This window comes from Pseudomonas antarctica (assembly GCF_900624995.1).
Lineage (GTDB): Bacteria > Pseudomonadota > Gammaproteobacteria > Pseudomonadales > Pseudomonadaceae > Aquipseudomonas > Aquipseudomonas antarctica.
Genome location: NZ_UYXQ01000100.1, coordinates 1 through 15,076 on the forward strand (window position 1 = coordinate 1; position 15,076 = coordinate 15,076).

The 15,076-nt window shown below is 62.7% G+C and carries 16 protein-coding genes; 2 read left to right on the top strand and 14 right to left on the bottom strand.

Going from position 1 to position 15,076, the window contains the following annotated elements; translation table 11 throughout:
- Nucleotides 1-28 precede the first annotated feature (28 nt).
- Both E0F99_RS30120 and E0F99_RS24545 read left to right on the top strand, forming a co-directional pair.
- Nucleotides 29-169 carry a hypothetical protein gene (locus E0F99_RS30120; protein ID WP_165447636.1) on the top strand — a complete coding sequence of 47 codons (141 nt, stop codon included), beginning with the start codon at nt 29-31 and terminating at the stop codon, nt 167-169.
- A gap of 77 nt (nt 170-246) precedes the next feature.
- Nucleotides 247-972, top strand: a complete 726-nt coding sequence (locus E0F99_RS24545) for an SDR family oxidoreductase (protein WP_083357830.1) — start codon at nt 247-249, stop codon at nt 970-972.
- Here E0F99_RS24545 and E0F99_RS24550 read toward each other — a convergent pair.
- The 14 genes from E0F99_RS24550 to E0F99_RS30620 form a co-directional block, all read right to left on the bottom strand.
- Nucleotides 969-1,973: a LacI family DNA-binding transcriptional regulator gene (locus E0F99_RS24550; protein ID WP_083357831.1), complete on the bottom strand. Its 1,005-nt coding sequence runs from the start codon at nt 1,971-1,973 to the stop codon at nt 969-971. The genes E0F99_RS24545 and E0F99_RS24550 overlap by 4 nt on opposite strands.
- Nucleotides 1,974-2,031: 58 nt before the next feature.
- Entirely contained in the window at nt 2,032-2,895 is an 864-nt protein-coding gene (locus E0F99_RS24555) for a LysR family transcriptional regulator (RefSeq protein ID WP_083357832.1), read from the bottom strand.
- Between the two features lie 1,069 nt (nt 2,896-3,964).
- Nucleotides 3,965-4,240: a hypothetical protein gene (locus tag E0F99_RS24570; protein ID WP_173667113.1), complete on the bottom strand. Its 276-nt coding sequence runs from the start codon at nt 4,238-4,240 to the stop codon at nt 3,965-3,967.
- A gap of 93 nt (nt 4,241-4,333) precedes the next feature.
- Entirely contained in the window at nt 4,334-5,734 is a 1,401-nt protein-coding gene (locus E0F99_RS24575; protein WP_083357833.1) for an amidase, read from the bottom strand.
- A complete protein-coding gene (locus tag E0F99_RS24580) occupies nt 5,731-6,999 on the bottom strand; it encodes a Zn-dependent hydrolase (RefSeq protein WP_130908973.1) in 1,269 nt (422 codons plus the stop codon). The genes E0F99_RS24575 and E0F99_RS24580 overlap by 4 nt, the downstream gene beginning before the upstream one ends.
- Nucleotides 7,000-7,012: 13 nt before the next feature.
- Nucleotides 7,013-7,708: an ABC transporter ATP-binding protein gene (locus E0F99_RS24585; protein WP_083357835.1), complete on the bottom strand. Its 696-nt coding sequence runs from the start codon at nt 7,706-7,708 to the stop codon at nt 7,013-7,015.
- On the bottom strand, nt 7,708-8,457 hold the full coding sequence (locus tag E0F99_RS24590) for an ABC transporter ATP-binding protein (RefSeq protein WP_083357836.1): 750 nt from the start codon (nt 8,455-8,457) through the stop codon (nt 7,708-7,710). The genes E0F99_RS24585 and E0F99_RS24590 overlap by 1 nt, the downstream gene beginning before the upstream one ends.
- Nucleotides 8,454-9,464 carry a branched-chain amino acid ABC transporter permease gene (locus E0F99_RS24595; protein ID WP_083357837.1) on the bottom strand — a complete coding sequence of 337 codons (1,011 nt, stop codon included), beginning with the start codon at nt 9,462-9,464 and terminating at the stop codon, nt 8,454-8,456. Before E0F99_RS24595 ends, E0F99_RS24590 begins: the two co-directional genes overlap by 4 nt.
- Before the next feature lies 1 nt (nt 9,465).
- Nucleotides 9,466-10,326: a branched-chain amino acid ABC transporter permease gene (locus E0F99_RS24600; RefSeq protein WP_083357838.1), complete on the bottom strand. Its 861-nt coding sequence runs from the start codon at nt 10,324-10,326 to the stop codon at nt 9,466-9,468.
- Nucleotides 10,327-10,394: 68 nt separating this feature from the next.
- Nucleotides 10,395-11,597 (bottom strand): ABC transporter substrate-binding protein, encoded by a 1,203-nt coding sequence (locus E0F99_RS24605; RefSeq protein ID WP_130908974.1) that lies wholly within the window; start codon nt 11,595-11,597, stop codon nt 10,395-10,397.
- 226 nt (nt 11,598-11,823) lie between these two features.
- Entirely contained in the window at nt 11,824-12,594 is a 771-nt protein-coding gene (locus tag E0F99_RS24610) for a FadR/GntR family transcriptional regulator (RefSeq protein ID WP_083357840.1), read from the bottom strand.
- A 109-nt stretch (nt 12,595-12,703) separates the two neighbouring features.
- Complete coding sequence (locus E0F99_RS24615; protein WP_083357841.1) at nt 12,704-13,459, bottom strand: alpha/beta fold hydrolase; 756 nt, start codon at nt 13,457-13,459, stop codon at nt 12,704-12,706.
- A gap of 102 nt (nt 13,460-13,561) precedes the next feature.
- The gene (locus E0F99_RS24620; protein WP_083357842.1) at nt 13,562-14,962 is read right to left on the bottom strand and encodes an efflux transporter outer membrane subunit; all 1,401 of its coding nucleotides are present in this window, start codon (nt 14,960-14,962) and stop codon (nt 13,562-13,564) included.
- Nucleotides 14,955-15,076 (bottom strand): hypothetical protein (locus E0F99_RS30620; RefSeq protein ID WP_242626926.1); only part of this gene is annotated, 122 nt, incomplete at its 5' end. The genes E0F99_RS24620 and E0F99_RS30620, both read right to left, overlap by 8 nt.

Below are 15,076 nucleotides of genomic sequence, written 5' to 3' on the forward strand. Positions count from 1 at the left end.
ATAGGTGGGGTTGGGGAGGGACGGGGAGGTGGAGCGGGGCTGGGTGCAGTTGGAACTGCGCGCGCAGCCCAAGCGCGAGAATGTCGCGGTCTATGACCAGGCGTTTGCGGCGTATCTAACGCTGTATCCAGCCCTCAAACCCATCATGCACAGCCTGCAAAACAACTGAAACAACGCGGTCCAAAAATGTGGGAGCAGGCAAGCCAGCTCCCACAGGGGATCTTCATTGCCTATGGAACAGTGACCATGAACGCAGCCTTCAACTTCACCCACCAGCGCATCCTCGTCACCGGCGCGAGCAGTGGCATCGGCCACCAAATCGCCCTGCAACTGATCGCCAGCGGCGCCGAGGTCTTTGCCCTCGGCCGTGACGCCGAGGCCTTGGCCAAACTGGGCTGCAACACGGTCTGTGTGGACATCGCCGACAGCGCCGCGCTCGACAAAGCCCTGCATGACCTGCCGCCACTGCACGGCCTGGTCAACTGCGCCGGCATCTCGCGCTTGGAACCCGCCGCGGCGATCAGCGCTGATGCTTTCGACCCGGTGATGCAGGTCAACGCCCGCGCCGCCGCCCAGGTCGCCAGTCGGGTGGCGGCCAAGATGATCGAAGCGAAAGTCGCCGGCAGCATCGTCAATGTCTCCAGCCAAGCCTCATTGGTCGCGCTGGACGATCACCTCGCCTACTGCGCCTCCAAAGCCGCACTGGACGCGATCACCCGCGTGCAATGCGCCGAATGGGGCCGTTTCGGTATACGCGTCAACAGCGTTAACCCCACCGTCACGCTCACACCCATGGCGACCAGGGCCTGGTCCGACCCGGCCAAGCGCGACCCAGCGCTGGCAGCCATTCCGTTGGGGCGTTTCGCTGAAACCGTGGAAGTCGCACTGCCGGTGCTGTTCCTGCTCAGCGACGCCGCGAGCATGATCAGCGGCGTAAGCCTGCCGATCGATGGCGGCTACACCAGCCGCTAGCCGTTTTCCAAAACGCCTGTGATCACCACCTTGTCCCGTGGTTTGTACGGATCTTCCAGGCGATCAAGCAGCAGGCGTACCGCGCTGCTGCCGGCCAAGGAGGCGTCGTGGGCCACGCAGGCGATGGGCACACCGAAGATATCGGCGAAGGGCAGGCGGTCAATGCCGCAGATGGTCAGGCTGTCGTGGGGGATGTTGTGCATGCGCAAGGCGCGCAACGCGCCGAGGGTGATCAACTGGTTGAAGCCCATGATCGCGTCCGGCGCCGTGTGTTCGGCCAGGTAGTCGAGGGTGTGCAGGTACGACGGCATCAGCGTGTAGTCGCCAGCCTGCACTTCAACCTGAATATGCGGATGGTCGGCGAGCACTTCGCGCAGGCCCTTGAGGCGCTCCACAGTGATACGCGAATGCGCGGGCCCGGTCAGCACCAGCAGGCGCTTGAGGTCGGGTGTCTGGCGCAGCAGGTAGTGCGCGGCCTGGATGCCGCTGTGGTAGTTGTCGAGCACCACGCGGCTGAACGGGCTGTCATGAATCGTACGGTCGAGCAGCACCACCGGGGTTTTGCCGTTGCCCAGGCGCTCCAGGTAATCAGGCTGGTAGCTCGGCTCATCGGAGACCGGCGACAAGATGATCCCCGCCACGCGGTAGCCCAGCAGGGTGTCGACGGCTTTGCTCTCCAGTTCTTCCAGCTCGTCGGTGTCCACCAGCATGATGGTGTAGCCGTGCTGTTTGGCCTCGCGGGAAATCGCCTTGATCATTTCGCTGTAGAACGGGTTGTCCACCGACGCCGTGATCACGCCGATGATCAGGCTTTCACTGCGCTTGAGCCCACGGGCGAAGGCGTTGGGCACATAGTCCAACTCGCGCGCCACTTCGAGAATGCGCGCCAACGTGGCGGGTTTAACCAGGTCGGGTTTGCTCAGCGCACGGGACACCGTGATGGTGGTCATGCCGACCCGTTTGGCGATGTCGCTGATGGTGACGGACTTTTTCTTGTTCATCGCTAAGGCTGCAAAAGGAAACACCCGCAGGCTAGCATGGGCGCAGGCGTAGGGTGATTCAAATCAGCGGGTCCCAGCGTTGCGACCAGTCACTTTCGGCCTTGACCACGTCGCGCAGCAACGCCAGTGCCTGTTGCAACACCGCCGAATCCCGCGCCCGTGAGTACACCAGGTAAGTCGGGAAACTGAACTCCGGCGCCTTCGGTACGCGCTGCATCACGCCACTGTCCAGGTAGCTCTGCACCACGCGCGTGCGGAAATAACCGGCGCCGCCATTCTCCAGGATGTACTGCAACGCCAGCGGCCCGAGGTTGAAACTCAGCGCGGCGCGGGCCTTGTCGGGCAGAGCGGCGTCATGCTGCTGGCGAAAACCTGGACCCCAGTCGATGTAGACGTACGGGTCGGGTTTGCTCACCAACTGCACCAGGATCAGTTTTTCTTCCAGCACCTGCTCCACCTGCAACCCTGGCCAGTATTGGGGTTGGAACACTAGGGCGGCGTCGAGCACGCCCAGTTCCAGTTGGCGCAGCAGGTAGTCGCCTTCGCGCATTTCGGTCCGCAAGGCGTACCCCGGGATATGTTCACGCAGGGCTTGGGCCCAGCCGAGCATCAGCGGGTTGCACAGGCTGACCTCACCGCCGATATGCAGCACATTGCGGTAACCGTCGGGCAGCGGCAGGTCACGTTTTGCGGCTTCCCAGGTTTGCAGCAGTTGGTTGGCGTAGACCACAAAGGCCTCGCCGTCGGCGGTCAGGCGTGCACCGGCGCGGTTGCGGATGAACAGCGTGCTGCCCAGTTGGCTTTCGAGGTTTTTCACGCGTGCGGTGATGGCGGTCTGGGTGACGTGCAGTTTCTCGGCCGCTGCGGCCAAGCTGCCGCAGCGGGTGATTTCGAGGAAGGTGCGTGCCAGTTCGATGTCCATGAAGCCCCCGGGGATGAATGGGGGGCATTGTAGTGGAGTGTGTTCAAAACTGTGGGAGGTGGGTTGCCTGTGGTGGTGCTTCTTTAGGCGGATTGAGTACATATCCGTTGCTGCGGTAACGGCTGCTATTGGTTCCGCCCTTACGGCGGGTCACTTTTGGAAAAGAGCCCGGAATGCCGGCCCAGCCAAAAGTAACCAAAAGGGCTCTTGCCCCACCACTCGGTGCCTCGCCTAGGCTCGGCATGCCAGAACGAAGGCTTGAATCCGTGGGCCGCCGCGCTGGGCCATCCTCGGCCCATCGCGGCTAACCCGGCGTCCTGCCGGGTTACCCACGGATTCAAGCCTGCGTTCGGCCATCGTGGTTTAACGGGGCGCCTCAGATCAAGATCAAAAGCAAGAGCACGGCGGCCTAGTAGCCGACCTGAGTGGTTGAAGCAAAAGCAGGGCAAAAACAGAGCAGAAGCAGAGCACCACCACAGTTACCTGATGTAATGAAATCCCAATGTGGGAGCGGGCTTGCTCGCGAAGGCGGTGGGTCAGCCAGCTCATGTGTAACTGACCCACCGCCTTCGCGAGCAAGCCCGCTCCCACAATTTTGACCGAGTTCGACTGCCAGCACCGCAGTGCTCTGCTTTTCTGTGGGAGCTGGCTTACCTGCGATGCAGACACCTCGGTCCATCAGGTACACCGAGTTGATGCCATCGCAGCGGTTCGGCGGTCCGACAAGCCAGCTCCCACATTTGATTGAGTTCAGTTTCAGAGATCAGGTCGGCTGTCAGGCCGCCTCGGCTCTGCTCTTGATCTAACCACTCAGGTCGGCTACTAGGCCGCCGTGCTTTTGATCTTGATCTTGATCTTAGGCGCCCCGTTAAACCACGCTGGCCCAAAGCCTGCGTGAGGGCACACCGAGCCTAAGCGAGGTGCAGAGTGGTGGGGCAAGAGCCTTTTGGTTACTTTTGGGCTCTTTCAAAAGTGACCCGCCGTAAGGGCGGAACCAAAATCAGCCGTCACCGCAGCAACGGATATGTACTCAATCTACCCAAAAATTCAGCTAAAAATTACCTGACCGTCACTGAAAACCGATGGACCAGCTTTGCGTCGTCTGGTCTTCATGACGCTGCTCCAGGTCATGTTCATACGTGCAGCGTGGGCCTTTGCAGTGATACTCGAATGTCACCGGCGGCTGGGTCGTAACCGGGAACAACGATTTGGCCGTCGCCGGTGCAGCCTGTGGCGCAGCCTCGGCGGCAGGCGCTTCGTAGGTCAGGTCCAGCGCTGTGGCGTGCGCCATGGCCGGCAGGATGGCGAGCACTGCACTCGCCAGAGCGATCCTTGTGAATAGCATCTGAAACAATCCGCGCAACAAAAAATGAAGCGCGAATTATAAGCCAGATCCAACCACAGATGCACAGCGCAACCCGCGGTCGAAAGCCGCAGTTCAGAGCACACGCGGTGCAGCAAGGTGTTCGGTGGGGAACGCCTTTGCATACACCTGGCAAACACGCAGCACCTGTTCATCGGCAAACCGCGCGCCCACCACATGCAGGCCCACCGGCAAGCCATTCGCCGCCAAACCGCACGGCACCGACGCCGCCGGTTGCTGGGTGAGGTTGAAGGGATAGGTAAACGGCGTCCATTGCATCCACTCAGTCATACCCGAACCCGACGGCACGTTGTGCCCAGCCTCGAACGCGGTGATCGGCATCATCGGCGAAACCAGCACATCGTAATGCTCGTGGAACGCGGCCATCCGCGCGACCAGTGCGGCACGGGCCTCGAGGGCGTCGTCAAAGTCGCCCAGGCTCAGGTGCTCGCCGCGTTGTGCAATGCGCAGCAGGCCCGGGTCCAGCAGCTGTTTTTGCGCCTCGCTCATCGTGCTGGTCAGGCGTGCGGCGCCGGCGGCCCATAAGGTACTGAACACCTGCAGAGGGTCACTGAACCCCGGGTCGATCTGCTCGACATGTGCGCCCAGTTGCACCAAACCGTCAACCGCTTGGGCGACGACTTTGGCCACCTTCGGATCGACATCCACATAACCGAAGGTCGGGCTGTAGGCCACACGCAAGCCTTTCAAATCCGCACCCGGCGTGAGCCATGGCGTGGTGCGTGGCGCGCCGATCAGGCCATCGCGCGCGTCCGGCTGCGCCACGGTTTGCAGCATCAGCACGGTGTCTTCCACCGTACGGGTCATCGGCCCCAGGTGCGACAAAATGGTCATGGAACTGGCCGGCCATTGCGGCACGTAGCCGAAGGTCGGCTTGATGCCGAAAGTGCCGGTAAACGCACACGGAATCCGAATCGAGCCGCCGGCATCGCTGCCCTGGTGCAACACGCCCAGGTTCAACGCCGCCGCCGCCCCCGCGCCACCGGATGAGCCGCCTGCCGTAGTGCGCGTGTCCCATGGGTTGCGGGTGATGCCGTACAGCGGGTTGTCGGTGACGCCTTTCCAGCCGAATTCCGGCGTGGTGGTTTTGCCCAGCAGTACCGCGCCGGCCTTGCGCATCAGGGCCGAGAAGGGCGCGTCCACGTTCCACGGCCCGTCGGCGGATGATGTGCGCGAGCCCTTGCGGGTGGGCATGCCGAGCGTCAGCGTCAGGTCTTTGATGGATGCAGGTACCCCGTCCAGCGCGCCGCAGGGTTGGCCCTTAAGCCAGCGTTGCTCCGAGGCGCGCGCAGCGTTCAATGCGCCTTCCGGATCGACATGGCAGTAGGCGTACACCACCGGGTTGTAGCGCTCGATACGCAGCAAAGCGTCTTCGGTGACCTCCACCGGCGACAGGCTCTTGTCACGAAAATGCTGCAGCAGTTGCACCGCTGTCAGTTGCCCCATCTCACTCATGCCCGCTCCCCCTGAGCCGCGTTGACCATGGCGCGCAGTAATACCGCGCAGCCTGCCGCCAGGTCATCCGGCGCGGCGTTTTCGATTTCGTTGTGGCTGATGCCGCCTTCGCACGGCACAAAAATCATCCCGGCCGGGCCGAGTTCGGCGACGAAAATCGCGTCATGCCCGGCGCCGCTGACGATGTCCATATGGCTCAAGCCCAAAGCTGCTGCGCCATCGCGCACGGCGTTGACGCAGTCTGGGTTGAAGTCCAGCGGCGGGAAGTCGGCGGTGGGCGTCAGTTCAAACGTCAACCCATGCCGGGCAGCGGTGGCTTCGATCACGCCGCGCACTTCATCGACCATGGCCTGCAACTTGTCGGCATGCAGGTGACGCAGGTCGAGGGTCATGTGCACCTGGCCGGGAATCACGTTGCGGGAACCGGGGTGCAGGCTCAGGCAACCGACCGTGCCACAGGCGTGGGGCTGTTGCTGGTGGGCGATGCGGTTGACTGCGCTGACCACCTCGGCGGCGCCGACCAGCGCGTCCTTGCGCAGGTGCATCGGCGTGGGGCCAGCGTGGGCGTCGACGCCGGTGAGGGTCAGGTCAAACCACTTCTGGCCCAGGCAACCCATGACCACGCCGATGGTGGTGGCCTGGTCTTCCAACACCGGGCCTTGCTCGATATGCGCCTCGAAATACGCGCCCACCGGGTGGCCGAGCACCGCACGCGAACCGGCATAGCCGATGCGCTGCAGTTCGGCACCCACCGACAGGCCTTGCTCGTCGAGTTTGTCGAGGGTCTCCTGCAGGTCGAACTGACCGGCAAAGACCCCGGAGCCCATCATGCACGGCGCAAAGCGCGAGCCTTCTTCGTTGGTCCACACCACCACTTCGATCGGCGCTTGGGTCTCAATGCCGAGGTCATTCAAGGTGCGGATCACTTCCAGCCCGGCCATCACCCCGTAGCAGCCGTCAAACTTGCCGCCGGTGGGTTGGGTGTCGATATGGCTGCCGGTCATCACCGGGGGCAGGGCGGGATTACGCCCTGCGCGACGGGCGAAAATATTGCCGATGGCGTCGACACTCACGCTGCACCCGGCCGCCTCGCACCATTGCACGAACAGGTCGCGGGCCTGGCGGTCGAGGTCGGTGAGCGCCAGGCGGCACACGCCGCCTTTGACGGTGGCGCCGAGTCGGGCCAGGTCCATCAACGATTGCCACAGGCGGTCGCGGTTAATCAGCGGGGCGTTGCTCTGGAGCGGTTGCGCAAAACTATTCATGGGCAGTCTCCGGTCAGGCGCTCAGCGCCAAGTAGCGATTTTTGATCGTCGGGTCGGCGCGGAAGGCGGCGGCGCTGCCCTCGTACACCACGCGGCCCTGTTCGAGCACGTAATGACGGTCGGCGAGCTTGTCGCAGACCATCAGGTTCTGTTCCACCAACAGCACCGGCAGGCCATCGTCCTTGACCTTGCGCAGGATCTTCACCAGCTCGTCGACGATCACCGGCGCCAGGCCTTCGGTGGGCTCATCGAGAATCAGCAGCTTGGGGGCGTTGAGCAGCGCGCGGGCGATGGCGAGCATCTGTTGCTCGCCGCCGGAGAGGGCGTGGCCGGCGTTTTTGCGTCGCTCCTTGAGGCGTGGGAACATGCCGTACACGTCTTCCAGCTGCCAGCGGCTGGTCTTGCGCACGGCGATGCGCAGGTTTTCTTCGACGGTGAGCAGGCGGAAGATCCCGCGGTTTTCCGGCACCAGCGCCAAACCCTGGCGCGCAATTTCAAAGATTTTCTGCCCCACCAGCGCCTGGCCGTTGAAGTGAATCTGGCCTTGGCGCGGGCAGATAATCCCCAGGATGCTGCGCAGCGTGGTGGTCTTGCCGGCGCCATTACGCCCCAGCAACGTCACCAGCTCACCGGGGTTGACGGTCAGCGACACGCCTTCCAGCACATGGCTCTTGTCGTAGTAGGAGTGGATGTTCTCGACGATCAGCATCAGGCGGCCTCCCCAAGGTATGCAGTGCGCACGCGTTCATCGGCGCGCACGAATTGCGGCGTGCCTTCCACCAGGATCTGCCCGTGGCTCATGACCGTGATGCGTTGGCTGATGGACATGACAATGCTCATGTTGTGCTCGATCAACAGCACCGTGTGGTCGCGGCCGAGGTCGCTGATCAGTTGGGTCATGATCGGGATGTCATCGATCCCCATGCCCGAGGTGGGCTCGTCGAGCATCAACAGTTTGGGCTTGGAGCAGATCGACATGCCCACCTCCAGCACGCGCTGCTGGCCGTGGGACAACTCGCCGGCCAGGGTGTCGGCGCGGGCGGTGAGCTGCAGGCGTTCCAGTATCTGGTCGGCCATCTCCAGGTGTTCGCGTTTGCTGTCGACCCGGCGCCAGAAATTCAGGGCGCGCGCACCGTCGCGGCCTTGGGCGGCCAGGCGCAGGTTCTCGCGCACGCTGAGGTTCTGGAACAGGCTGGTGAGCTGGAACGAGCGCGCCATGCCCAGGCCGACGCGGGCGTGAGCCGGTTTGCGCATCAGGTTCTGGCCATCGAAATGAATCGCCCCGGCGGTGGCTTGGCGCTCGCCGGTCAGGCAGTGGAACAGGCTGGTCTTGCCGGCGCCGTTGGGGCCGATGATGGTGTGAATGGTGCCCGCTTCGACCTTGAGGTTGACGCCATTCACCGCATGGAACGCGCCGTAGGCCAGCGCCAGGTCTTTGGTTTCCAATAGAATGCTCATAGCCCTTTCTCCTTGGCGACGACGGCGGTTTTGCGACTGCCGCGTACGCGCTCGAACAGCGACGACAAGCCGCCCCACAAACCGCCGCGCATGAAGATCACCACCAGAATGAGGATGATCCCGAGCAGCATCAGCCAGCGCGGCCACAGGTCGGAGAGCAAATCCCCCAGCAGCACGATGGAACCTGCGCCCAGCAAAGAGCCGAACAGCGAACCGGTACCGCCGACGATGGTCATGATTAGGATGTTTTCGGACATCGCCAGGTCGATGTTCGACAGCGGCACGAAGTGCAGCAACATGGCGTACAGCGCCCCGGCGATGCCGGTGACCGCGCCGGACAGCACGAACACCAGGATCTTGAAGTGGCGCGTGTCGTAGCCGATGGCCGAGGCGCGGGTTTCGTTTTCGCGGATCGCCATCAAGGTGCTGCCGAACGGCGAGGCGATCACCCGGCGCGCGCCGATGAAGATCAGCAGGAACAGCACCGCGACAAAGCCGTAGAACGCACGGGCGTCGGCCAACGACAGCAGCACGGTGTCACCGATGCGGATTTCCGGGCGCGGCACGCTGAGCAGGCCGTTGTCGCCGCCGGTCCAGTCGCTCAAGGTGTAGGCGACGAAGTAGGCCATCTGGCTGAACGCCAGGGTCAGCATCACGAAGTAAATGCCGGTGCGCCGAATCGCCAGGGCACCCACCAGCAACGCCAGGAACCCACCGGCCACGGCGGCGCCGAGCAGAGCGGTGAACAGGCCCAGTTGCAGGTGCATCATCAGCAGCGCTGCGCAATAGGCACCGGCACCGAAGAAGATGCCTTGGCCGAATGACAACAGGCCTGTGTAGCCCAGCAGCAGGTTGCAGGCCAGGGCAGCCATGGCGAAGATCAGGATCTCGGTAGCCAAGGTCGCCGAGGGCAAGATCAACGGCAGGCCAATCAGCACCGCCAACACCCACAGCAACATGGCTTTGGACTGGGTTTTAGCAAACGGCAGGGGGTTTTTCTCGCTCATGTCAGGCTCTCCCAAACAGGCCGTAAGGGCGTACCAGAATCACCACGGCCATTGCGCCGTAGATCATCAGGCTCGCGCCTTGGGGCCAGAGTGTGGTCATCAGGCTTTGCACCACGCCCACCAGTAAACCGCCGACCAGCGCACCGCTGAACGAACCCATGCCGCCGATCACCACCACCACGAAGGCTACGCCGAGAATCTCCGGGCCGACGAAGGGCTGGGCACCGCGCAAGGGCGCAAACAACACGCCGGCGACACCGGCCAGGGCCACGCCGAGGGCGAAGGTCATGGAGAACAGACGGAAGATATTGGTGCCCAGCAGCGACACGGTTTCAGTGCTTTCACTGCCGGCCCGCACCAGGGCGCCAAAGCGCGTGCGTTCCAGCAGCAGCCACAGGCCCAGGCCCACCAGCCCGGAAAACACGATGAGGAACAGGCGGTAGTAGGGATAAACGAAATCGCCGACCACCAGCACCCCGCGCAGCAGTTCCGGCACGGCGACGCTTTTGCCCACCGGGCCCCAGATCATCACGCTGGCTTCCTGGATGATCAGCGCGATCCCCAGGGTTACTAGAATCTGGAACATGTGCGGCAAGTGATAAATTCGCTGGATCAGTAATCGCTCGATCACCCATGCCAGCGCGGCCACCACCAGCGGCGCGATCAGCAGCGCCAGCCAGAAGTTGCCGGTAAGGCTGACGGCGGTGTAGCAGATGTAGGCACCCAGCAGGAAGAACGCGCCGTGGGCAAAGTTGACGAAGTTGAGCAAGCCGAAAATGATCGTCAGCCCGACCGCGATAAGGAAGTAGATCATCCCCAACCCAAGGCCGTTGAGTATCTGGAACAGGTAAAGACTAAGCATGCACAAGCCCTCGGACAGGCGGCCGCCGGGGCGGCGCTGTCATATGCAACCGGTAATGTGTCGGCGGTTCAGGCGAGCGTGCAGCCCGTCGCCTCGAGCGGTGGGAACGACTGGCCGGCGCTGAGCACCTTGGCCAGGTCGTCCTTGTCGGCCATGTCACCGCTGGCTTTGCCGTTCATCAGGTAGTAGTCCTTGATCACCTGGTGGTCGCCGGCACGGATCGACTCCTTGCCGGTCGGGCCTTCGTAGCTCATGCCTTGCATGGCCTTGGCCACGGTCGGGCCGTCGAAGCCGCCGGTGGCGATGATGCTGTCGAGCATGACCTTGGTGCTGATGTAGTCAGCGGCCAGCGGGTAGGTGGGGTTGATGCCGTATTTGGCCTGGGTCAGTTTGACCAACTCGCGGTTGAGCGGGCTGTCGACCTGGTGCCAGTACTGCGCGCCGAGGTACACACCTTCGAGCACATCGCTGCCCAGCTCTTGGAATTGGTCGAGGCCGGCGGACCACACCAGCAGCACTTTCATGCGCTCCTTGATGCCGAAGTTCACCGCCTGACGCAGGGTGTTTGACGACTGGCTGCCGAAGTTGAGCAGCACCAGCACGTCGGGTTTCGCGGCGATGGCGTTGGTCAGGTAACCGGAGAATTCCTGTTCCTGCAATGAGTGATAGCTGTTGCCGACGTGCTCCAGGCCGTTTTCCTTGAGCACGTTTTTCGCGCCCTCAAGCAAGGCCTCGCCGAACACGTATTGCGGGGTGATGGTGTACCAGCGTTTGGCGTCCGGCAGCAGCTTGATCAGCGGCACCATGGTTTGGCGGATCGCGCCGTAGGTGGGCACTGACCAGCGGAAGGTTGCGTTGTTGCAGTCCTTGCCGGTGACTTCATCGGCGCCCACGGGGGTCATGAACACGCCGCCGACCTTGTCGACTTCCTTAGCGACGGCCAGCGCGGAGGATGACAGCGTGCAGCCCTGGAAGAACCGCGCGCCGTCCTGCTGGATGGCCTCCTGTACCTTGCGCACCGCTTTGCCGGCGTTGCCTTCGGTGTCGATCACCTTGTAGTTCAGCGGGCGCCCGAGAATCTCGGGGTGTTGTGCTACCGCCAGGCGCGAACCCATGTCGGCAAACTTGCCATAACTGGCAAAGGCGCCAGACATGGACTTGAGGCCGTAAAAGGTAAAGGGCTCGGCGGCGATTGCAGAGCGCACGCTCAGCGGGAGGCTGAGCGCGGCGGCGGCGGTGAGACTGGCTTTCAACAACGTACGACGCTGCATGGGGTGACTCCCTGGTTTAGTTATTGGCAGGAGCGGCAATGGCGATACGGTGGAGCAAGGGCCTGTGGGCAGGCCTTTTTATTGAGGTGAAGCGGTGTATTGATTGGCGTGCAGTCCAAATGTGGTAGGCGGCTTGCTCCCGATTACTGAATGTCAGTCACTGCATCGGGCGACTAATCCACGGCTATCGTGAGCAAGCCCCCTCCCACAGGGGGTTGTGGTGTTCTTAGTGGCGATGGTCGAACTCCAATAGAAAGTGCGGGCTGACTTCGCCTTCAAGAGCGGTCATATGGTGTTCGGCATCGCACATGTGTTCATGCATCAAGCTGCGCACCGCGCGTTCATCACCCGCGCGAAAGGCGCTCAACAACTGCTTGTGGTAGTCGAGGTTGGCCGCGTCGAACTGCTTGCGTTTGGGCTTGTAGGCTTTTTTCAGCACCACCAGGTCGCGCAGCAGGTCGTTGAGGAACTGCGCCATGAAACTCAGCAGCGGGTTGGGGCAGGCCTGGGCCAGCAGGTTATGGAACTCCAGCTCTGCCAGGCGCTGTTCACGCTGGCCAGCCTCGCTGTCTTCCGGCGCGCTGCAAAAGTCCACGTTGTCTTGCAGGGCCTGATAGTCGTCTTCGCTCAAGCGCCCGAGTACCGACACCGCCAGTTCCACTTCGATGACTTTGCGCAGTTGGTACACCTGCTCGCCATCCAGATGCTGGAAATGCAGGTAGTTACGCAAAGCACGGCTGGCCGGCTCGGTGCCAGCCTGGTTCAAGTAAGCGCCGCCACTGGGGCCGGTGCGCGTGCTCACCAGGCCTTCCACTTCCAGAGCCTTTAGCGCTTCGCGGGCTGAGCCCTTGGAGCACTGGAAGCTTTCCATCAATTCACGCTCGGTGGGCAGGCGGTCGCCGGGTTTGAGCGCATCGGTGACGATGGAGCGCTTGACCGACTCGACAATCACATCGGAGAGCTTCTGGCGTTTGCGTCGCAACGGTCGGCTGAGCATGTTGGTCTATTGATCCTATTAATGCGGATTAATAGCACTTAATAACGATTGGCTGAGAGCGTCAACGCCGGGTGTCGTTTTCGGCGCGAAGAGGTCGTAAACGCGCGGGTTATTCCCAGGTGCCAAGGTCGAGGCAGCGGGTAGAGGCGGGGGGCTGTTTGCCAAACACCAGAAAATCAGCCACCCAGCGGTTCACGCATCCGGTGGCGTCAGCCCGAGTGGGCTGTTTGAGCAACAATTGTTCGACACCGTAAGCAACCGATTCAGCGTGGCCGGCGTTGACCAACACCATGCGTGCGACGTGTTCGGGAAACAGCGCCGCATACCGGCTGCCGACGCGGGTGGCATCAGCGTTGCCGAGGTAATTGAGCTGTGTCTCACCCAGCTGTGCACGTACGAATTCCATATCTCGCGCAGCGTGTTCGACGCTGCTTTCATGACTCAGGTCGCGCGGGCTCAGCTCGATGACATCATAACGGTTCACCAGCGTCCGATAGGCCGGGGTGGCATACGACTCCCAGCGGCTGACCAGGTGGACGCCGAAGGTCGCGTCTTGGCCCTTTTGTGGTTCGCCGGGCTGGATGAACACCACGCCCTCACGGCTGAGTGGGTGCCTGGCGCCGACACGGGTCAGGCTCAGGCGCACGTTCCCACGCTTGGGCGCGGCGTAGTCGCGGGGCACGCTCACACTGGCGCATTGAGTGCGCTCCAGCACCTCAGGGTCTTTTTGGTGAACAGTGGGGAAGGGGCAATCCAGCAACCAGTCAATCGCGGTCGGCGCGATCAGGGGCTCGGCAAGCGCCCGGCCTGCTATCAGCCAGAGGCCGAGGCACGCCAGGCCTTTTACAAGAATGCTGGGTTTCATCATGAGGTACCAGGCAGACGTTTGAGGACGGCTTTTTACCAAGTACCAGGGGCGGAAGAATGTAGGTTTATTAAACGGTTTGTGTAGGAGTTTAGAGATTTTTCATCGGGAATCGGCATTCCAGCCGCCACCCAATGCTTTGTACAAGGCAATACTGGCTTGCAGGCGTGACAGCCGCAGTTGCACGTTCAAGTCCTGGGCTGCGTACAGCGTGCGTTGGGTTTCCAGCACCGTCAGCAAATCTTCAGCGCCTGCCCGGTAGCGGTTTTCGGCGATCTGGAAGGCGGTCTGGGCCTGTTGCAATTCTTCGCTTTGCCAGTCGCGCTGTTCGTCCAGGCGGATGATGCCGCTGAGGGATTTCTCCACGTCGGCAAAGCCATTGATGATTGCGCCGCGATAGGTTTGCAGCAGCTCCTCCTGGCGGGCGCGTGCTTTGTCGCGTTCGGCGCTTAAACGGCCATTGTTAAAAATCGGGGCAACCAGGCCCGAGGTCAGGTTGTAGAACGGGCTGCGCAAAATGTCTTCAGCCTGGTTGGCGCCCGAGCCCAGCGTCGCGCCCAAGGTCACCGTGGGCAGCATCGCCGCCCGCGCCACCGTGACGTCGGCACTTGCCGCGGCCAACTGGGCTTCGGCTTGGGCCAGGTCGGGGCGGCGGCTCAGCAGTTGGCTGGGCACGCCCAGGCCAATCGCCGGCCAGGTCAGCGCCTGGAACGGCTCGGCGCCCAGGTTCAGGCTTTGCACAGGCTGGCCGAGCAGGGCGGCGAGAGTAATCTGCGATTCTTCGGCCACTTGCTGGATCAGCGGCAGTTGCCGTTGCTGGCTGGCCACCAGGCTTTTCTGCTGGGCCAGCGCCAGGGCGGTAGCGGCGCCGGCGTCGTAGCGGGTTTGCACCAGGTCGAGCACATTGCGCGCATTTGCCAGGTTCAGTTCGGCGATCTGTTCGCGTTGGCGTGCGGCGAGGGTTTGCGCGTAGCGGTCGGCGACGTTGCTGAGCAGGGTCAGCTCCACGGTGGCCTGGTCGAACTCACTGGCCCGCAGGCTTTGCAGGGCGCTGTCGCGGGCGGCGGCGCGGCCGCCCCAGAAGTCCACTTCATAGCTGGCAGTCAGGTTGGCGCCGAAGCTATCGACCGTTTTGTTGCTTTCGCTGGCGTCCAGGGTCGAGTTGCCGCTGCCACGCAGCAGCTTTTCGCGGCTGGCGGTGAGGTTGAAATTCACCTCCGGCAACAACGGCGCACCGGCGATCACCGCGCTGGCCTGGGCCTGGCGCACTCGCGCCATGGCGGCGGCAACGTCGTAACTGTCGCGCCGTGCCTGATCGATCAGGCGGTTAAGTTGCGGGCTGGCGAAGTGCGTCCACCAACGCTGGTTGACCGCTTGGGCGGCCTCGCGCTCAGCGTATTGCCAGGCGGCTGGCGGCGTGATGCCGCTGTCGACGGTCGGCGGGTTGCCGGTACACGCGTTGAGTAGCAGGCACGCGCCCAGCAGGGAGTATCGTTTATTCACTGGTCAACGCCTTAACCGGATCGAGCCGGGCAGCTTTACGGGCCGGCATAAAGCCGAATACGACGCCGGTGACCAGCGCACAGCCAAACGCGCCAAGCACCGCCACCAGAGAGA

What these genes read in the sequence shown, in the direction of transcription:
- E0F99_RS24545 (WP_083357830.1), top strand. Translation starts at nt 247, where the DNA reads ATGAACGCAGCCTTCAACTTCACCCACCAGCGCATCCTCGTCACCGGC.
- E0F99_RS24550 (WP_083357831.1), bottom strand. Translation starts at nt 1,973, where the DNA reads ATGAACAAGAAAAAGTCCGTCACCATCAGCGACATCGCCAAACGGGTC.
- E0F99_RS24555 (WP_083357832.1), bottom strand. Translation starts at nt 2,895, where the DNA reads ATGGACATCGAACTGGCACGCACCTTCCTCGAAATCACCCGCTGCGGC.
- E0F99_RS24570 (WP_173667113.1), bottom strand. Translation starts at nt 4,240, where the DNA reads ATGCTATTCACAAGGATCGCTCTGGCGAGTGCAGTGCTCGCCATCCTG.
- E0F99_RS24575 (WP_083357833.1), bottom strand. Translation starts at nt 5,734, where the DNA reads ATGAGTGAGATGGGGCAACTGACAGCGGTGCAACTGCTGCAGCATTTT.
- E0F99_RS24580 (WP_130908973.1), bottom strand. Translation starts at nt 6,999, where the DNA reads ATGAATAGTTTTGCGCAACCGCTCCAGAGCAACGCCCCGCTGATTAAC.
- E0F99_RS24585 (WP_083357835.1), bottom strand. Translation starts at nt 7,708, where the DNA reads ATGCTGATCGTCGAGAACATCCACTCCTACTACGACAAGAGCCATGTG.
- E0F99_RS24590 (WP_083357836.1), bottom strand. Translation starts at nt 8,457, where the DNA reads ATGAGCATTCTATTGGAAACCAAAGACCTGGCGCTGGCCTACGGCGCG.
- E0F99_RS24595 (WP_083357837.1), bottom strand. Translation starts at nt 9,464, where the DNA reads ATGAGCGAGAAAAACCCCCTGCCGTTTGCTAAAACCCAGTCCAAAGCC.
- E0F99_RS24600 (WP_083357838.1), bottom strand. Translation starts at nt 10,326, where the DNA reads ATGCTTAGTCTTTACCTGTTCCAGATACTCAACGGCCTTGGGTTGGGG.
- E0F99_RS24605 (WP_130908974.1), bottom strand. Translation starts at nt 11,597, where the DNA reads ATGCAGCGTCGTACGTTGTTGAAAGCCAGTCTCACCGCCGCCGCCGCG.
- E0F99_RS24610 (WP_083357840.1), bottom strand. Translation starts at nt 12,594, where the DNA reads ATGCTCAGCCGACCGTTGCGACGCAAACGCCAGAAGCTCTCCGATGTG.
- E0F99_RS24615 (WP_083357841.1), bottom strand. Translation starts at nt 13,459, where the DNA reads ATGAAACCCAGCATTCTTGTAAAAGGCCTGGCGTGCCTCGGCCTCTGG.